16 protein-coding genes and 1 pseudogene are annotated in these 15,716 nt (G+C 67.2%); 12 read left to right on the forward strand and 5 right to left on the reverse strand.

Annotation, left to right across the window (positions count from 1 at the left end):
• Position 1 precedes the first annotated feature (1 nt).
• The 4 genes from DI526_RS02940 to DI526_RS02955 form a co-directional block, all read right to left on the reverse strand.
• Positions 2–1,048: an HlyD family secretion protein gene (locus tag DI526_RS02940; RefSeq protein WP_304273865.1), complete on the reverse strand. Its 1,047-nt coding sequence runs from the start codon at positions 1,046–1,048 to the stop codon at positions 2–4.
• The gene (locus DI526_RS02945) at positions 1,045–2,481 is read right to left on the reverse strand and encodes a TolC family protein (RefSeq protein WP_304273867.1); all 1,437 of its coding nucleotides are present in this window, start codon (positions 2,479–2,481) and stop codon (positions 1,045–1,047) included. The genes DI526_RS02940 and DI526_RS02945 overlap by 4 nt, the downstream gene beginning before the upstream one ends.
• A 101-nt stretch (positions 2,482–2,582) precedes the next feature.
• Positions 2,583–2,786, reverse strand: coding sequence for a hypothetical protein (locus tag DI526_RS02950; RefSeq protein ID WP_304273869.1), 204 nt, complete (start codon positions 2,784–2,786; stop codon positions 2,583–2,585).
• A 52-nt stretch (positions 2,787–2,838) separates the two neighbouring features.
• A complete protein-coding gene (locus DI526_RS02955) occupies positions 2,839–3,525 on the reverse strand; it encodes a TetR/AcrR family transcriptional regulator (RefSeq protein ID WP_304273871.1) in 687 nt (228 codons plus the stop codon).
• A 654-nt stretch (positions 3,526–4,179) separates the two neighbouring features.
• Between DI526_RS02955 and DI526_RS02960 the strand changes: the two genes are divergently transcribed.
• From DI526_RS02960 to DI526_RS02980, 5 genes and pseudogenes are all read left to right on the forward strand, one after another.
• Entirely contained in the window at positions 4,180–4,803 is a 624-nt protein-coding gene (locus DI526_RS02960; RefSeq protein WP_184721700.1) for a TetR/AcrR family transcriptional regulator, read from the forward strand.
• Positions 4,800–5,303: a thioesterase family protein gene (locus tag DI526_RS02965; protein WP_297515753.1), complete on the forward strand. Its 504-nt coding sequence runs from the start codon at positions 4,800–4,802 to the stop codon at positions 5,301–5,303. The genes DI526_RS02960 and DI526_RS02965 overlap by 4 nt, the downstream gene beginning before the upstream one ends.
• A complete protein-coding gene (locus DI526_RS02970; protein ID WP_184721698.1) occupies positions 5,296–6,147 on the forward strand; it encodes a 3-hydroxyacyl-CoA dehydrogenase in 852 nt (283 codons plus the stop codon). Before DI526_RS02965 ends, DI526_RS02970 begins: the two co-directional genes overlap by 8 nt.
• A 39-nt stretch (positions 6,148–6,186) precedes the next feature.
• Positions 6,187–7,953, forward strand: a complete 1,767-nt coding sequence (locus tag DI526_RS02975; protein ID WP_184721696.1) for an oleate hydratase — start codon at positions 6,187–6,189, stop codon at positions 7,951–7,953.
• 144 nt (positions 7,954–8,097) lie between these two features.
• Positions 8,098–8,965, forward strand: a pseudogene (locus DI526_RS02980) (heavy metal-binding domain-containing protein); the annotation flags it as partial.
• Positions 8,966–9,149: 184 nt separating this feature from the next.
• Here DI526_RS02980 and DI526_RS02985 read toward each other — a convergent pair.
• Positions 9,150–9,413 carry a hypothetical protein gene (locus DI526_RS02985; protein ID WP_304273876.1) on the reverse strand — a complete coding sequence of 88 codons (264 nt, stop codon included), beginning with the start codon at positions 9,411–9,413 and terminating at the stop codon, positions 9,150–9,152.
• 69 nt (positions 9,414–9,482) lie between these two features.
• Here DI526_RS02985 and trbB point away from each other — a divergent pair, with 69 nt between their 5' ends.
• The 7 genes from trbB (at position 9,483) to trbL (ending at position 15,716) form a co-directional block, all read left to right on the forward strand.
• On the forward strand, positions 9,483–10,391 hold the full coding sequence (gene trbB / locus DI526_RS02990; protein WP_304273948.1) for a P-type conjugative transfer ATPase TrbB: 909 nt from the start codon (positions 9,483–9,485) through the stop codon (positions 10,389–10,391).
• Positions 10,392–10,476: 85 nt separating this feature from the next.
• The gene (locus DI526_RS02995) at positions 10,477–10,797 is read left to right on the forward strand and encodes a TrbC/VirB2 family protein (RefSeq protein WP_304273950.1); all 321 of its coding nucleotides are present in this window, start codon (positions 10,477–10,479) and stop codon (positions 10,795–10,797) included.
• On the forward strand, positions 10,797–11,063 hold the full coding sequence (locus DI526_RS03000) for a VirB3 family type IV secretion system protein (RefSeq protein ID WP_304273878.1): 267 nt from the start codon (positions 10,797–10,799) through the stop codon (positions 11,061–11,063). Before DI526_RS02995 ends, DI526_RS03000 begins: the two co-directional genes overlap by 1 nt.
• A 3-nt stretch (positions 11,064–11,066) precedes the next feature.
• Positions 11,067–13,508 (forward strand): conjugal transfer protein TrbE, encoded by a 2,442-nt coding sequence (trbE, locus tag DI526_RS03005; protein WP_304273880.1) that lies wholly within the window; start codon positions 11,067–11,069, stop codon positions 13,506–13,508.
• On the forward strand, positions 13,505–14,218 hold the full coding sequence (trbJ, locus tag DI526_RS03010) for a P-type conjugative transfer protein TrbJ (RefSeq protein WP_304273882.1): 714 nt from the start codon (positions 13,505–13,507) through the stop codon (positions 14,216–14,218). Before trbE ends, trbJ begins: the two co-directional genes overlap by 4 nt.
• Positions 14,215–14,451 carry a putative entry exclusion protein TrbK-alt gene (gene trbK-alt / locus DI526_RS03015; RefSeq protein WP_304273884.1) on the forward strand — a complete coding sequence of 79 codons (237 nt, stop codon included), beginning with the start codon at positions 14,215–14,217 and terminating at the stop codon, positions 14,449–14,451. The genes trbJ and trbK-alt overlap by 4 nt, the downstream gene beginning before the upstream one ends.
• Positions 14,448–15,716, forward strand: a complete 1,269-nt coding sequence (gene trbL / locus DI526_RS03020; protein ID WP_304273885.1) for a P-type conjugative transfer protein TrbL — start codon at positions 14,448–14,450, stop codon at positions 15,714–15,716. The genes trbK-alt and trbL overlap by 4 nt, the downstream gene beginning before the upstream one ends.

Genomic DNA, 15,716 nt, shown 5'->3' on the forward strand with positions numbered 1-15,716 from the left:
GTCAGAATGTCCTGGTCTGCGGCCAGGCGAAGAGCACGCTCATGCCGGGACGCAGGCCCCCGATCCGCGCGACCGGCCGGACCTTCACCTCGAAGGAGCGAATGTCGTAGCCGCTGGACTGACGGGTGGCGCGCCAGGTGGCGAACTCGCCGGCCGGGCTGATGTAGTCGACCCGGAACCGGACGTTCTTCAGGTCCAGCGCGGGCACCTCGCCGGTCAAGATCTGGCCGGTCCGCAGGCCATGAAACTGGCTTTCGGGAACATTGAGGGTGACCCACGGATCGGACAGGCGCGTCAGGGTGAAGACCGGAAAGCCGAGCGGCACGATCTCGCCGTCGTTGACCAGCTTCTTGCCGATTTCGCCGTCAGCCGGGGCGCGCAGGGTGGTCTCGGCCTGGAGCGACGCGGTCTCGGCCATGCCCGCCTGTGCGATCCGCACCTGCGAGGCGGCGATGGTCTTTTCCTCGACCGTGGCTCCGCTAGCAACCTTCAGATATTGCAGACGCGCGGCCTCGGCCTGGCGGGCGCTGGCGTCGCGCGCGGCAAGAGCTTCATCGCGACGCTGGGCTGCGACCACGCCCTGGGCGTAAAGGTTGGAGGCCCGGACATAGGTCTTCTGCGCCAGATCCGCCGCGGCCTGGGAGGCGTTCCAGACGGCCTTGAGTGAGGCAATGTCCTCCTCGCGCGCGCCCTTGACGGCGCGTTGATTGACGGCGCGAGCGCTGTCGAGCAGACCTTCCGCCTGCGTCTGCTTGGCCGCGATTTCCGGACTGGCCAGTTGCGCCAGCAGCTGGCCGGTGCGGACCTGCGCGCCCTCGTCCACCAGCAGGCGCTCGACGCGGCTGAGAGGCGCCTTGGTGGCGATGGTCAGTTCTTCGGCCTCGACCATGCCCTGCAGTTGTCCCGCGGCCGGGCGATAGGCCAGCCACAGGCCCACGATGATGAACAGGCCCGCCAGAGCGACGATCCCGCCGGCGATGAGCTGTCCACGGCGGCGGGGCGGCTTGGCGGCGGGCGGGGCTTGCTGCGGCGCTGCGGGCTCGCTCATCGGACATCCTTGTCGGCGCGGGCGATGTGGTCGCCATAGGTCTGGATCTGGCCGCTGGCGGCCAGCAACTGGGCAAGCGCCAGGTCGTAAGCATAGGCGGCGGTGACCTTCTGGGTCTGGGCCAGGCTGAGCGCGGTCCGCGCATCGATGACGGCCGAGGCGGTCGCCTCGCCCTCCTTGAAGGCGATCTCCTGGACGCGCAGATTTTCCGTCGCCGCGGCGATGTTGGTGTCCAGCAGCAGGAACTGCTTGCGCGCGGTTTCGACCTGGCGCCAAGCAGTCGCGATCACCACGCGCAGGTCGTTTTGGGCCGCGCCGACCGCAGCGGAGGCCTGTTCACTCTTGGCCCGGGCGGCGGTCACCGTCTTGCCTCGGTCGATGTTGGAAAAGAGCGTGTAATGGACGCCCACGCCGACGATCCAGTCGGGGTCGATGATCACCGCGTCGTCGCGGTTGAGGTTGTAGGACGCGAAAGCATAGGCCTTGGGCAGCATGGCGCTCTTGGCGATCTTGACGCCGGCCTGACCGGCTTCGCGCAATGCCTTTAGACGCTTGAGCTCCGGCTGATTTTCCAGCCCGGCCTCCACGAAGGTCTGGGCCGGCGGCAGGGGCGCGGTCGACACGAACAGCGGCGTGGTGGGCGTCAGCGCGCCGTCTTCACGCAGCAGCAGGGCGAGGGTCTCGTTGGCGGTCTGGTAGGCGTCGGCCGCCGCCAGGCTCTGACGGCGGGCGCTGTCATAGGCGACTTCGGCTTGAAGGCGCTGGGACTTGGGGATGACCCCTTGGGCTTCGATCTTGCGGGCGTTATCCAGGTGATGGGCGAAGCTGGCTTCGGTCTCTTGGCTGACCGTCAGCAGGCGAGCGGCCATTTGCTGGCCGAAATAGGCCTGGATGAGCCGTAGCAGCGCGATGTCGCCGGTGGCCTGAGCCTGGGCCTCGGCTCCCGCCGCCTCGGCCTTGGCCGCGCTTTGGGCGCCGGAGATAAGGCCTCCGGTATAGAGCGGCATGATGGCGCTAGCGGTCGGTCGCAACACGCTCTGGCGGGTCTGCAGATCGAGCGTGTTCGGCGTCAGGGCCAGCGCGTCCTGGACCTTGCTGGCCAGGCCCGACTGGATGGCGGCCGTCAGGTCGCTGGGAACGTTGGGCAGCAGGCCCGGCAGATTGGCGATGAAGCCGTCGGCGGCCGAGCCCACCGCGTTCTTGGCCGGCTGCAGCGAGATGTCGATGCTCTTCTGATATTCGAAGGCTTGAGCGTCGAGCGTGATGACCGGCAGATGCAAACGCGTCAGAGCGTCGGCCTGGGCGCGGCTGGCGCGAGCGCCAGCCTGGCTGGCGGCGATCTGATCGGAACTGCGCTCGAGCTGGGCGCGGGCTTCCTCGAAGCTCAGTGGGCGGGTCGTTTGCGCAAGGCCAAGGCTTGGAGCCAGCATCATGGCCGCGACAAGCCACGAAGCGGGTTGGCAGATCACGAGCCTCGAAAATGGAAGAGTCTTCACGCCAGCCAACCTCGGGAGCGGATCACGGTCGCCATGGCCTAATCCCTCCCTAAGATGTGGTCGTCGCGCTTGACGGTGTCGATCACCTTTTCACCTTGCCAGACTTCCACGGCGACGGCGCTGGCGTGCTTTCTCAACATCTTGATCGCGTGATCGCGATAGCCGGTCAGCGGCAGTTCCTGCAGATCCACCATGGTCCTGCTCTGTGTGTCGCTGATGCAGACGAAGATGAAGGTGTCCACGATGGGATCTCTTGCCGCGTGCGAAAGCGAAATCTGAGTCTGGGTGGTGATCTTAAGCTTGTTCGAGCAAAGCCTTGGAGGTCGGGCCGGCGGGTTCCAGGCGCAACGTGGCCAGATAGCCCCTTACAACCTGCGTGATCTGACCGCGCAGGTCGGTCTCCGGCGCATGCCCGCGGTGCGCGCCGGTATATTGCCTGGCGATCATCAGATGGGTCGCGGCGAAAATGGTGCTGGCCGCAAGCCGTCCGGCCTCGGCGTGCTCCGCCAGGCCATGGGCGCGAGCCGCCCCCGCCAGGCGCGAGGCGATCGCGGCTTCCAGATCGGCGATGACGCCAAGCCCCTCTTGGCGGTTGGGCGTTGTCGGGGCGCCAAACAGCAACTCGCGCTGGTAGGCCGCGCCGTTGTCGCTGCTTATCCGTCCAAGCTCAAGCAGGGGAGAGACCATCTCCATGATCGCCTCGACGGGATCGTCCGCCCCGACGGCGCGCGTCGTTCCCTGGGCCAGCGCCTCGCGCAGTTTGTCGTTGTAGACAAGCAGCAGCAGTTCGCTTTTGGACGCCGCATACCGGAAGAGCGTACCGACGGCGATGTCTGCCTTCTCGGAAACTTCGTGGGTCGTGACGCCGTCATAGCCTCGGTCTTCGAACAGGCGCGTCGCGGCCTGGACGATCCGTCGCCGCTTGTCCTGCATGTTCCGGTCGCGCCGGCCCAGAGGCGGCGCGAGGTCGGGCGAACTCATGCGCGAACCCTCAAAAAATGACCATAGTCATAAATAAGCGTACTCATAATTTTTGGACGAGTTCAAGCCGCTCCTCGGCGCGCGTGGAAGCGCAGTCCAATTGGTGAGCAAAGACGATTGCCGTTGCGCCGCCAAGCGTCGCAGTCCTCGATCGTCGTTGCGCTGTCTCATGTCGGCCATCGCCCGATCGCAGTCGTCGATCAGGTCGGCAATTTTCCGCGCCACGCCGATGGACGTGGCTATACGAACAAATCGTGTCTTTTGCATTTTCTCGGTCCCTCCGCCGCAGGAGGTGACCGCCTTCTCTGAACCGCCTTGATCTACCTCAAATCGCCGACGGGAGCGCTTCAATCTTCAAGGGCGGCGCTCGCGGACGCTCATAGGGCGCTTGGGTAGGGCTCCAGAGGCCACGCGATCCCGGCGCCGAAAGTCACTGGAGCGCGGCGCATTCCCCGCCTCTCTGGGCGTCGAGCGCTCGATCGCCATCAAGTGCGTATGTCGCGAGGTCTAGTCAAGGTCGCCCTTTCCGGCCGTCCGGTGGCGGGACGTGATTTTGGTCTCGACCATCCGTCAAATTGGGATATCGTTTGATATCTGGATTCGTCCTCAATGCTGGCCGGTCCAAGGTTCAGCATGACTGCTGGAGGTTCCGACATGCCGATTCCGCGAAAGGAAACGCAGCGCCAAACACGCGACCGGCTGATCGCCGCGGCGCACACCTCGATCGTCGAGGAAGGGGTGTCCGGCATGTCGATCCGCAACATTTGCGGTGCGGCTGGCCACTCTCAAGGCGCCTTCTATTCGAACTTCGCCAGCAAGGATGACCTGCTGGTCGAGGTGATGGAGGCGCACATCCACGATGAAGTCGCGCTTTTGCGCGAGTTGGTGCGCGGCTCCGAAAGCGGCGACATCGAACGGACGCTTCGGCGTCTGGCCGACCGGCTCGCCAATCTGGCCGCCGAACCACAATGGTCGCTTCTTTCGATCGAATTGCAGCTTCACGCTCGGCGCGACGCCGCCTTCGCCGCCCGACATCAGGCGGGCAAAGCCTCGTGCTACCGGATGTTCGGTGAGCTCGTCGCCGACCTTACCCAGCGGTTCGATCTGACCCCAGCCCTGCCGCCGTTGCAGGCGGGTATCGGCCTTTACGCCTTGTGGATGGGGCTAGCCGTTCAGGGGCAGGTGGCTGGCGCGATCGGGCGCGAGGAGATGTTGGTCGCCTTCTTTCGCGCCATGGCGGGCCTGGATGCGCGGGCGCCGGCAGGAGCGCGGCCATGACAGGCGCCGTGGTCGCTCGCCGCCGGATTGGTTGCGACGCGGCTGGAGCGCCGCTTCTGGGACGCCTTGATCCGCAGCGACGCTTCACCCTCACGTTCTGCGCCCAGGACGAACACATCGATGAACTGGGCCATGTGAATAACGCCACTTGGGTCGTCTGGATTCAGGAGGCTTCGGTGGCGCATTGGTTCGCCGCAGCCCGACCCGAGGATGCGGATCGCTATGCGGCCGTGGTGCTCCGGCACGAGGTCGACTATCGCGGCAACGTCCTGGCCGGCGCGCACGTCACTGCGGTCACTTGGCTCGATGGCCCGCCGCGTGGCGCGCGCTACGCCCGGCGCGTCGAGTTCATCGACGTGCGCGGCCGGTGTCTCGTCGCGGCCCTGTCCCAATGGGCGCTGATCGATAAGGCGACAGGCAAACTGGTCCGCGTCCCCCGCCAGGTGTCCGCCCCATTTCTCCACGATGCCGCCGAACCCGGGAGCGCTTGCGATGATTGATATCCAGAAGGTCACCGTGCTGGGCACGGGCGTATTGGGCAGCCAAATCGCCTTCCAATCCGCTTTTCGCGGCTTTGACGTTGTCGCCTATGACATCAGCGACGAGGCCCTGGTCCAGGCCCGCTCGCGTTTGGATGGTCTGGTCGCGACCTATGAGAAGGAGATCCCGCAAGCCGCCGGCGGTAAGGCGGCGCAGGCGCTCGGCCAAATCCGGCTGTCGGCCGATCTGGCCGACGCGGTAGCACAAGCGGACCTGGTGATCGAGGCTGTGCCGGAGGTTCTGGCGATCAAGCAGCAGACCTACGAGGCGTTGGCTCGGGTCGCGTCGGACAAGACTATTTTCGCCACCAATTCCTCGACCTTGCTGCCCAGCGCCCTGAAGGATTTCACGGGGCGTCCAGACCGGTTCCTGGCCCTGCATTTCGCCAACAGCATCTGGAAGTTCAACACCGCCGAGGTGATGGGCACGTCCGACACCGATCCGGTCGTCTTCGATGCGGTGATCAAATTCGCCACCGACATCGGCATGGCGCCCATTCCCCTCCGCAAGGAAAAGGCCGGCTACGTCCTCAATTCGTTGCTTGTGCCGTTTCTCAACGCCGCGACGGATCTTGCCGCCGGCGGCTACGCCGGTCCCCCCGACATCGACAAGGTCTGGCGGATCGCCACCGGTGCGCCGATGGGCCCGTTCCAGATCTACGACATCATCGGTCTTTCCACGCCCTACAACATCCTCTCCCACGGCGACGAGCATGCTCGCTCGCTCGCCGCCTGGCTGAAGGAAAACTACATCGACAAGGGCAAGCTGGGCGTCGCCGCCGGCGAAGGCTTCTACCGATACTAGTCCCCACAAGATTTTCAGTTCAGCCGAAAGGACTTCGCCATGCACTACAGCAGCGGAAACTATGAGGCCTTTGTCCGTCCGCGCAAAGCCAAGGACGCCGACAAGAAGTCAGCCTGGTTCGTGGGCGCAGGGCTGGCCGGACTGGCCGGCGCGGCTTTTCTGATCCGCGACGCCGGCGTGGCGGGCGAGCGGATCACCATCCTGGAGGAACTCGACATTCCGGGCGGCGCGCTCGACGGCCTGGACGTGCCGGAAAAGGGCTTCGTCATTCGCGGCGGGCGCGAGATGGAGGAGCACTTCGAATGCCTCTGGGATCTTTATCGCTCGATTCCGTCGCTGGAGATCGAGGACGCCAGCGTCCTGGACGAGTTCTACCGGCTCAACAAGGACGACCCGAACGTCTCGTTGCAACGCGTCACCCAGAACCAGGGCCAGGACGTTCCCGACAAGGCGCTGCTGACGCTTAACGATCGGGCGCAGAAGGACCTCATCTCCGTCTTCCTGGCGACGCGCGAGGAGATGGAGAACAAGCGGATCAACGAGGTCTTTGGCGAAGATTTCCTCAAGAGCAACTTCTGGCTCTACTGGCGCACGATGTTCGCCTTCGAGGAGTGGCACTCGGCGCTGGAGATGAAGCTTTATCTGCATCGCTTCATCCACCATGTCGGCCATCTCGCCGATTTCTCCTCGCTCAAGTTCAATCGCTACAATCAGTACGAATCTATGGTCCTTCCGCTGGTCAAATGGCTGAAGGAGCACGGCGTCCAGTTCCGCTACGGTGTCGAGGTCACCGATGTCGACTTCGATATCCAGGCCGACCGCAAGCAGGCCACGCGCATTCACTGGACGGAGAAGGGCCAGGCCGGCGGCGTCGATCTTGGTCCCGACGACCTGGTCTTCATCACCATCGGATCTCTGACGGAGAACTCCGACAATGGCGACCACCACACGCCCGCCAAGTTGAAGGACGGCCCGGCGCCGGCTTGGGATCTTTGGCGTCGCATCGCCGCCAAGGATCCCGCCTTCGGCCGCCCCGACGTTTTCGGCGCCCATATTCCCGAGACCAAGTGGGCCTCCGCGTCGATCACCGCGCTGGACCCGCGCATCGCCCAGCAGGTCGAGAAGATCACCAAGCGCAACCCGTTCACCGGCAAGATCGTCTCGGCTGGGATTGTGACGGTCAAGGACTCCAGCTGGCTGCTCAGCTGGACCGTTCACCGCCAACCGCACTTTAAGAAGCAGCCCAAGGACCAGATGATCGCTTGGTTCTATGCGCTCTTCGTCGACAAGCCTGGCGATTATGTGAAGAAGCCGATGCAGGACTGCACCGGCGAGGAGATTACCCAGGAATGGCTGTATCACCTCGGCGTGCCGGTCGAGGACATCCCGGAGTTGGCCGCGACCGGCGCCAGGACCGTGCCGGTGATGATGCCTTATATCACCGCCTTCTTCATGCCGCGCCAAGCCGGCGACCGGCCTGACGTGGTGCCTAAAGGCGCGGTCAACTTCGCCTTCATCGGCCAGTTCGCCGAGTCCAAGCAGCGCGACTGCATCTTCACCACCGAGTACTCGGTGCGTACGCCCATGGAGGCGGTCTACACCCTGCTGGACGTTGAGCGCGGTGTCCCGGAGGTGTTCAACTCCACCTATGACATCCGCACGCTGTTGGCGGCGATCGGACCGTTGAGAGACGGTAAGGGCATTGACGTTCCGGGCCCTGCATTCCTGCGCAAGCTGCTGATGAAGAAACTGGAAGGCACAGAGATCGCCGCGCTTCTCGACGAATTTCATCTGATTTCGGAATAGGCAGGACAACAGGCCTTAGGGGAAACGCCAATGGCCGACAGGGATCACGAACGAGGAACGGCGGGCGAAAGCGCGGCGGCCAGTGGGGGCGCGCACGGCGACGCGGCGCCGCGCCGAGACCGCGTTCGTGATCCGGTCTGCGGCATGATGATAACGCCGTCGGACGCGACCCTTCGAAGCGACCATGAGGACGTGCGCTATTATTTCTGCTCGACCGGCTGCAAGGCGCGGTTCGATGCCGCCCCTGAATCCTATCGCGCGGCGGCGGGTATCGAGGGCGATGATGCAGGGTTCGCCAAGCCACATGGAGACCCTGTTCATCCGGGGCGTGACCAGCCAGCCGCCAGTTGTCACCCGCATGGTCCCGCCGACGCCGAGAAGGCGTCAAGTGCGCAGGGCGCGATCTGGACCTGCCCCATGCATCCGGAAATCCGCCGGAACGGGCCGGGAAGCTGCCCTATCTGCGGCATGGCGTTGGAGCCGTTGGTGGCGGCGCCCGACACGGGACCGAACCCTGAACTCATCGACATGACGCGGCGCTTCTGGGGCGGGTTTGCGCTCGGGCTGCCTGTGTTTCTGCTCGAGATGGGGGGGCACATCTTCCCCGGGCTGCACCATCTTGTGCCGATGGGGGTCTCCGTCTGGATCCAGTTGCTCCTGGCGACGCCAGTCGTCCTATGGGCGGGATGGCCGTTTTTCGAGCGGGCCTGGGTCTCGCTGGTGAACCGCAGCCCGAACATGTTCACGCTGATCGCCATGGGCGCCGGCGTGCCTGGACCTACAGCGTCGTCGCCACGCTGGCGCCGCGGATTTTTCCGCCGGCCTTCCAGACCACCGACGGCATGATCGCCGTCTATTACGAGGCGGCCGCAGTGATTGTCGTCCTGGCCCTGCTGGGCCAAGTCCTGGAAATGCGGGCCGGGAGCAGACCTCAGGAGCGATCCGCGCTCTGGTCGATCTGGCCCCGAAAACCGCTCGCCGGATCGCCGAGGACGGATCGGAAGACGACATCGACACCAAGTTCACCGGCCTCAAGGGCTCGGCCAGCGCCGGCGTCACAAGTTGAAGCGGAAGTAGAGCCAAACGGCGTGTCTTATGACCTCCGCAGGGAAGCGGTGGCGCTTAAACGACAGTGCTTTCAATCCCAGTCTCCAAGCTAGGAGACAAGGAGGCCGGGATGGGGAGACGGTTTGCCGTTAGACTGACAGTGCCTTCGATACCTTGGCATCGAGGTCGATGATGCGCTGGAGATGTCCGAGCAGATTGACCTTTAAGGCTGCCAGCTCATCACCTTTAGTGCGGCCAGAAAGCACGCCACGCCTCCATTGAACGTCGTGTTTCTGGAGGCGCGCCAAGGGCAGCAATTGGCGCGAGGCCGCCGTTTCCCTGTCTTTGTACGCCAGGGTACGACGCGCCGATTTGGCTGTTGAGATCGCGTCGAACAGGGTCTTCTTACTCATCCCCGTAAGCAACGGGGACCCGCCGTGGACCTTTCCGAAACCGATCTTGGACGCGAGCGCAGCCGCCAGATGCTGCGCACGGCGCTTGGGCCGCTGCTGCTGGCGCGGCTGGAGGACCCGGGCGTGGCCGAGGTCATGCTCAACCCCGATGGCCGGGTGTGGATCGACCGGTTCGATGTCGGGCTCGTCGATGCCGAGCTGTCTGTCGGCGCCGCCGACGCCGAGCGCATCCTGCGTCTGGTCGCCCACCACGTCGACGCCGAGATCCACGCGGGCCGTCCGCGGCTGTCGGCCGAACTGCCGGGGACCGGCGAGCGCATAGAAGGCCTGCTGCCGCCGCTGGTGGCCGCCCCGACCTTCTCGATCCGCAAGCCCGCCAGCCTGGTCTTCACCCTGGCCGACTACGTGCGCGCCGGGGTGATGAGCGAAGCGCAGGGCAGGGTGCTGCGAGACGCCGTGGCCATCCGCGCCAACATCTTGGTCGTGGGGGCCACCTCCAGCGGCAAGACCACCCTGGTCAATGCGCTCCTGGCCGAGGTGGCCAAGAGCGGTGATCGCGTGATCATCGCCGAGGACCTGCGCGAGCTACAGTGCGCGGCGGAAAACCAGGTCGCCCTGCGGACGCGCGACGGCGTGGCCAGCCTTTCGGACCTGGTGCGCTCGTCCCTGCGCCTGCGGCCCGACCGGATCGTCATCGGCGAGGTGCGTGGAGCCGAGGCCCTGGACCTGATCAAGGCCTGGGGCACGGGCCACCCCGGCGGGGTGGGGACGCTTCACGCCGGTTCGGCCCTGGGCGCGTTGCTGCGCTTGGAGCAGTTGATCCAGGAAGCGGTGGTCATCGTGCCGCGCGGCCTGATCGCCGAAACCATCGACCTTATCGCGGTCCTGCAGGGGCGGGGCCGACAGCGCCGCTTGGCGGACCTTTCGCGCCTCGACGGCCTCGGGGCCGACGGCGCCTACCAGCTCAGCCCCGCCTGAGATCTTAGCCCCTAAACCCCCGGAGATTTACTCGATGTCCACGCGAGAACCCTCGCGCCTGCGCGCACGCCTGCTGTCGGGCTCCATGCTCGACCGACTGGGCCACATCGGGGCCGCCGCGCCCCTGACCATCGCCACCCTCCTGGCCGCCTCCTCGGCCAAGGCCGCCGGCTCCTCCATGCCCTGGGAAGAGCCCCTGCAACGGATCCTGGAGTCGATCGAGGGACCCGTCGCCAAGATCATCGCCGTCATCATCATCATCGTCACGGGCCTGACCCTGGCGTTCGGCGAGACCTCCGGCGGCTCGCGCAAGCTGATCCAGATCGTGTTCGGTCTGTCGATCGCCTTCGCGGCCAGCTCCTTCTTCCTGTCGTTCTTCAGCTTCGGCGGCGGAGCGCTGGTCTGATGGCCGGCGATCGCGCGATGGGGCTGCCCGCGCCCGTTCACCGGGCTCTCACCGAGCCGATGCTGCTGGCCGGCGCTCCGCGCGCGATCGCCCTGGTCAACGGCACGCTGGCCGCGGCCCTGGGGGTGGGTCTTCGGCTGTGGGTGGTTGGCTTGGCCGTCTGGCTGGTCGGCCATGGCCTGGCTGTGTGGGCGGCTCGACGCGACCCCCAGATCTTCGATGTCGGCCGCCGCCACGTGCGGCTGCCCGCCCACCTGGAGGTCTGAGCCATGCTCGATCTTCGGGAATACCGCCGGCGCCCTGCGCGCCTCTTCGACTTCCTGCCCTGGGCGGCCCTGGTCGCGCCGGGCGTGGTGCTCAACAAGGATGGCAGTTTCCAACGCACCGCGGAGTTTCGCGGGCCGGACCTGGACTCGGCCACGGACGCGGAGGTCGCCGCCGTCGCCGCCCGGCTGAACGGGGCGCTGCGCCGGCTGGGCTCAGGCTGGGCGCTTTTCGTCGAGGCCCGGCGCGACCCCGCCGACGCCTACCCGGAAAGCCGTTTCCCCGACCCGGTCTCGGCCCTGGTCGAGGCCGAGCGCAAGGCCGCCTTCGTCGAGACCGGCGAGCACTTCGAAAGCCGGTACTATTTGACCCTGACCTATTTGCCGCCGGCCGAGCGTCGCGGCCGGATCGAAGGCCTGTTCGTCGAAGGGCGGGCAGGGGACGGTCTCGATTGGCGCGCCGCGCTGACCGGCTTCATCGATCGCTCCGATCGCCTTCTGGCCCTGCTCGACGGCCTGATGCCCAAGGTCGCCTGGCTGGACGACGGCCAGACCCTCAGCGTGCTGCACGGCGCCGTCTCGACGGTGCGCCAGCGGGTGGCCGCCCCCGAGACCCCGATGCAGTTGGACGCCTTGCTGGCCACCCAGCCGCTGGCCGGCGGCCTGGAGCCGCGCCTGGGCCGCGCGCACCTGCGGGTGCTGACCCTGACCGGGTTCCCGGCCGCCACGACGCCGGGCCTGCTCGACGAGCTCAATCGCCTCGGCATCGCCTATCGCTGGAGCACCCGGGCCCTGTGCCTGGACAAGACCGACGCCGTGGGCCTGCTGGGCAAGATCCGTCGCCAGTGGTTCGCCAAGCGCAAGTCCGTCCTGGTCCTGCTGCGCGAGGCCTTGACCCAGGAGCCGTCGCCTCTCGTCGACAATGACGCCTCCAACAAGGCGCTTGAGGCGGACCTGGCCCTGCAGGACCTCGGCGGCGATGCGGTCGCCTACGCCTATGTCACCACGAGCCTGGTGGTCTGGGATGACGATCCCGCCGTCGCCGAGGCCAAGCTGGCCCTCGTCGAGAAGGTCATCCAGGGCCGCGACTTCACCGTCATTCGTGAGAGCGTCAACGCCGTGGAGGCCTGGCTCGGGACGATCCCCGGCCACGTCTACGCCAATGTCCGCCAGCCGCCGCTTTCGACCCTGAACCTGGCCCATATCGCGCCGATGTCGGCGGTCTGGGCCGGGCCCGAGCGCAACGCGCATTTGCACGGCCCGCCGCTCTTGCTGGCGCGCACCGCCGGCTCGACGCCCTTCCGTCTCAGTCTGCATGTCGGCGACGTCGGCCACACCCTCGTGGTGGGGCCGACCGGCGCGGGCAAGAGCGTGCTCCTGGCGCTGCTGGCCCTGCAGTTTCGCCGCTACACCGGCGCACAGGTCTTCGCCTTCGACTTCGGCGCGTCCAGTCGGGCCGCAGCGCTCGGCATGGGCGGCGACTTCCATGACCTGTCGGGCGAGGGCGGGGCGGTGGCCCTCCAGCCGCTGGCGCGGATCGACGAACCGGACGAGCGCGCCTGGGCGACCGGCTGGCTGGCCGCCGTCCTGGCCCGCGAAGGCGTCGAGATCACACCGGCCGTCCGTGACCACCTCTGGGCCGCGCTGGGCAGTCTTGCGAGCGCGCCGGTCGGCGAACGCACGCTGACGGGGCTGGTGGCGCTCTTGGCCAGTCAGCCTCTGAAAGCGGCCTTGGCGCCCTTCGTCCTGGGCGGGCCTTTTGGTCGGCTGCTGGACGGTGCGGGCGAAGCCTTGGGCCAGGCTGATGTCCAGGTGTTCGAGACGGAGGGCTTGGCCAGGAGCGCCGCGGCGCCCGCCGTCCTGACCTATCTCTTCCACCGGATCGGCCGTCGGCTGGATGGCCGTCCGACCCTGATCGTCATCGATGAGGGATGGCTTGCCCTGGATGATCCAGCCTTCGGCGCGCAGTTGCGCGAATGGCTCAAGACCCTGAGGAAGAAGAACGCCTCGGTGATCTTCGCCACCCAGTCGCTGGCCGACGTGGTCGACAGCCCCATCGCCGCCTCCATCGTCGAAAGCTGCCCGACCCGGATCTTCCTGCCCAACCCCCGCGCCCTGGAGCCCCAAGGGGCGGCTGCCTACGGCCGGTTCGGGCTCAATGATCGACAGATCGAGATCCTCGCCCGGGCCACCCCGACGCGGGACTACTACCTGCAATCGCGCCTGGGCGACCGCCTCTTCGACCTGGGTCTGGGGCCCGTGGCCCTGGCGTTCTGCGCGGCGTCTTCCAAGGCAGACCAGGCGGCCATCAGCGCCGTGCTCGCCGCCGCTGGGCGCATGGGCTTCGCGGCCGCGTGGCTGCGGCTGCGCGGCCTGACCTGGGCAGCCGATCTTCTGACCTCGGGGGCGGCGGGCGCTTCGCCTTCTTCATCGGAGAGCCTGCCATGACCTTATCCCGACGCCGCCTGGCGGCGGCGCTCTTCTGCGCGCCCGCCGCGGCCATTGCCCTGACGGCGCCCGCCGCCCAGGCGCAGTGGGTGGTCTTCGACCCCACCAACTACGTGCAGAACGTCCTGACCGCCGCGCGCACGCTGCAGACGATCAACAACCAGATCGCGTCGCTGCAAAACGAGGCGCAGATGTTGATCGGCCAGGCCAAGACCCTGGCCAGCCTGCCGTACTCGACCTTGGCCACACTTCAGGCTCAGGTCGACCGGACGCGGCAGCTTTTGGGCCAGGCCCAGGCCCTGGCCTACGACGTCGCCTCCATCCAGCAGGCGTTCACCACCAACTATGGCGCAGCCTCCCTGTCGGCGTCGGATGCGGCGCTGACCGCCCGGGCCGACGCCCGCTGGACCACGGCCATGGCCGGCTTTCAGGACGCCCTGAAGCTTCAGGCCGGCGTCGTGGAGGGTCTCGGCGCCAGCCGCGATCAGCTGACCGCTCTGGTCGGGGCCAGCCAAGGCGCGGTCGGCGGGCTGCAGGCGGCCCAAGCCGGCAACCAGCTCCTGGCCCTCCAATCGCAGATGCTCGCCGACCTCATCGCTCTGTCCGCCGCTCAAGGCCGAGCCCAGGCGCTGGAGGCCGCTGGTCAAGCCGCCGCCCGCGCCGACGCCAAGGCGCGCTTCGCCAAGTTCATGGGGACGGGCTCGCAATGAGGTGGGCGATCGGTCTGGCTGCGGCGTCCTGGATCCTGATCGGCGTCGTCGTCGTCGCCGTGCGCGGCCGACATGAGCCGCCACCGCCGCCATCGGCGGCCCCGGCGGTCGCTGAACGTGACGATCAGCTCGGTCGCTGCCGGGATCTCGGCGAGGCGGCCCAGGACGACGACGCCTGCCGGCGGGCCTGGGCCGTCGCGCGCGCTCGCTTCTTCGGGGAGCGGAGGCCATGAACGACACCGGCGTCATCGACCGCTTCTTCGACGTCTATGGCAGCTACATCGACAGCGGCTTTGGCCTGCTGGGCGGGGAGGTGGCGTTCCTCTCCACGACGCTGGTGGCCATCGATGTGACCCTGGCCGCGCTCTTCTGGGCCTGGTCCCAGGGCGAGGATGTGCTGGCGAGGCTCGTCAAGAAGACCCTTTATGTGGGGTTCTTCGCTTTCCTGATCGGCAACTTCCACACCTTGACCGGCATCGTGCTGGCGAGTTTTTCGGGCCTTGGCCTGAAGGCGGGGGGTGTGGGGACCTCGGCCGAGGACTTCCTGCGGCCGGGTAAGCTGGCGGCCCTGGGCATCGAAGCCTGCAAGCCGATCCTGCAGGCGGCTAGCGACCTGGGTGGTTTCCCGGGCTTCTTCGAGAACATCGTCCAGATCCTGATCCTGCTGGTCGTTGCGATCCTGGTGATCGTCTCGTTCTTCATCATCGCCGTGCAGATCTTCGTGGTCTTGATCGAGTTCAAGCTCGTCAGCCTGTGCGGCTTCGTGCTGGTGCCGTTCGGCCTTTTTGGGCGCACCGCCTTCCTGGCCGAGAAGGTCCTGGGCAACGTCATGGCCTCGGGCGTCAAGGTCATGGTGCTGGCGGTGATCGTCGGCATCGGGTCGACCCTGTTTTCTCAGTTCACCAGCGCCGCCACCGGCCAGCCGACCTTGGAAGAGGTCCTGGCCATGGCCCTGGCCGCCCTGACCCTGCTTGGTCTGTCGATCTTCGGGCCCGGCGTCGCATCGGGCCTCGTCTCCGGCGCGCCGCAGCTCGGCGCGGGCGCTGCGGTGGGCACGGGCCTGGTCGTCGGCGGCATGGCCATGGCGGCGGCCGGCGCGGCCCAGATGGCGGCCGGCGCGGTCTCGGGGGTGTCGTTCGGCGGCGTTGGCGGCAGCGGCGCGGCTGGCGCGGCCGCCGCGGGCGGCGGTCGACTTCCGCCGCCCGGCGGTGGGTCTCTGCCGCCGCCCGATGGCGGGCCCTCCGGGGCGCCGCGCCTCCCACCGCCTGGCGGCAATGGCGGTGGCGGCGGCGCAGGCTTCGCGATGCCGCCGCCGAAAGCCAGCGACGACGAGGGCGGCGGCGGGGAGGGCGGGGGCGGCGCACCGATGGCCCCAGCTTGGGCCCACGCCCTTGCCGACCGCCACGCCCTGACCCGCGGCGCGGAGATCGCCGCCCACGCCGCCGGCGGCGGCGACCACTCCGGCGGCGACGCCGCCCCCAGCCTGAAGGAGGACTAG

This window comes from Caulobacter segnis (assembly GCF_003243465.1).
GTDB lineage: Bacteria > Pseudomonadota > Alphaproteobacteria > Caulobacterales > Caulobacteraceae > Caulobacter > Caulobacter segnis_A.

What these genes read in the sequence shown, in the direction of transcription:
- DI526_RS02940 (WP_304273865.1), bottom strand. Translation starts at nt 1,048, where the DNA reads ATGAGCGAGCCCGCAGCGCCGCAGCAAGCCCCGCCCGCCGCCAAGCCG.
- DI526_RS02955 (WP_304273871.1), bottom strand. Translation starts at nt 3,525, where the DNA reads ATGAGTTCGCCCGACCTCGCGCCGCCTCTGGGCCGGCGCGACCGGAAC.
- DI526_RS02970 (WP_184721698.1), top strand. Translation starts at nt 5,296, where the DNA reads ATGATTGATATCCAGAAGGTCACCGTGCTGGGCACGGGCGTATTGGGC.
- trbL (WP_304273885.1), top strand. Translation starts at nt 14,448, where the DNA reads ATGAACGACACCGGCGTCATCGACCGCTTCTTCGACGTCTATGGCAGC.
- trbK-alt (WP_304273884.1), top strand. Translation starts at nt 14,215, where the DNA reads ATGAGGTGGGCGATCGGTCTGGCTGCGGCGTCCTGGATCCTGATCGGC.
- trbE (WP_304273880.1), top strand. Translation starts at nt 11,067, where the DNA reads ATGCTCGATCTTCGGGAATACCGCCGGCGCCCTGCGCGCCTCTTCGAC.
- DI526_RS02965 (WP_297515753.1), top strand. Translation starts at nt 4,800, where the DNA reads ATGACAGGCGCCGTGGTCGCTCGCCGCCGGATTGGTTGCGACGCGGCT.
- DI526_RS02975 (WP_184721696.1), top strand. Translation starts at nt 6,187, where the DNA reads ATGCACTACAGCAGCGGAAACTATGAGGCCTTTGTCCGTCCGCGCAAA.
- trbJ (WP_304273882.1), top strand. Translation starts at nt 13,505, where the DNA reads ATGACCTTATCCCGACGCCGCCTGGCGGCGGCGCTCTTCTGCGCGCCC.
- DI526_RS02985 (WP_304273876.1), bottom strand. Translation starts at nt 9,413, where the DNA reads ATGAGTAAGAAGACCCTGTTCGACGCGATCTCAACAGCCAAATCGGCG.
- trbB (WP_304273948.1), top strand. Translation starts at nt 9,483, where the DNA reads ATGCTGCGCACGGCGCTTGGGCCGCTGCTGCTGGCGCGGCTGGAGGAC.
- DI526_RS03000 (WP_304273878.1), top strand. Translation starts at nt 10,797, where the DNA reads ATGGCCGGCGATCGCGCGATGGGGCTGCCCGCGCCCGTTCACCGGGCT.
- DI526_RS02945 (WP_304273867.1), bottom strand. Translation starts at nt 2,481, where the DNA reads ATGATGCTGGCTCCAAGCCTTGGCCTTGCGCAAACGACCCGCCCACTG.
- DI526_RS02960 (WP_184721700.1), top strand. Translation starts at nt 4,180, where the DNA reads ATGCCGATTCCGCGAAAGGAAACGCAGCGCCAAACACGCGACCGGCTG.
- DI526_RS02995 (WP_304273950.1), top strand. Translation starts at nt 10,477, where the DNA reads ATGCTCGACCGACTGGGCCACATCGGGGCCGCCGCGCCCCTGACCATC.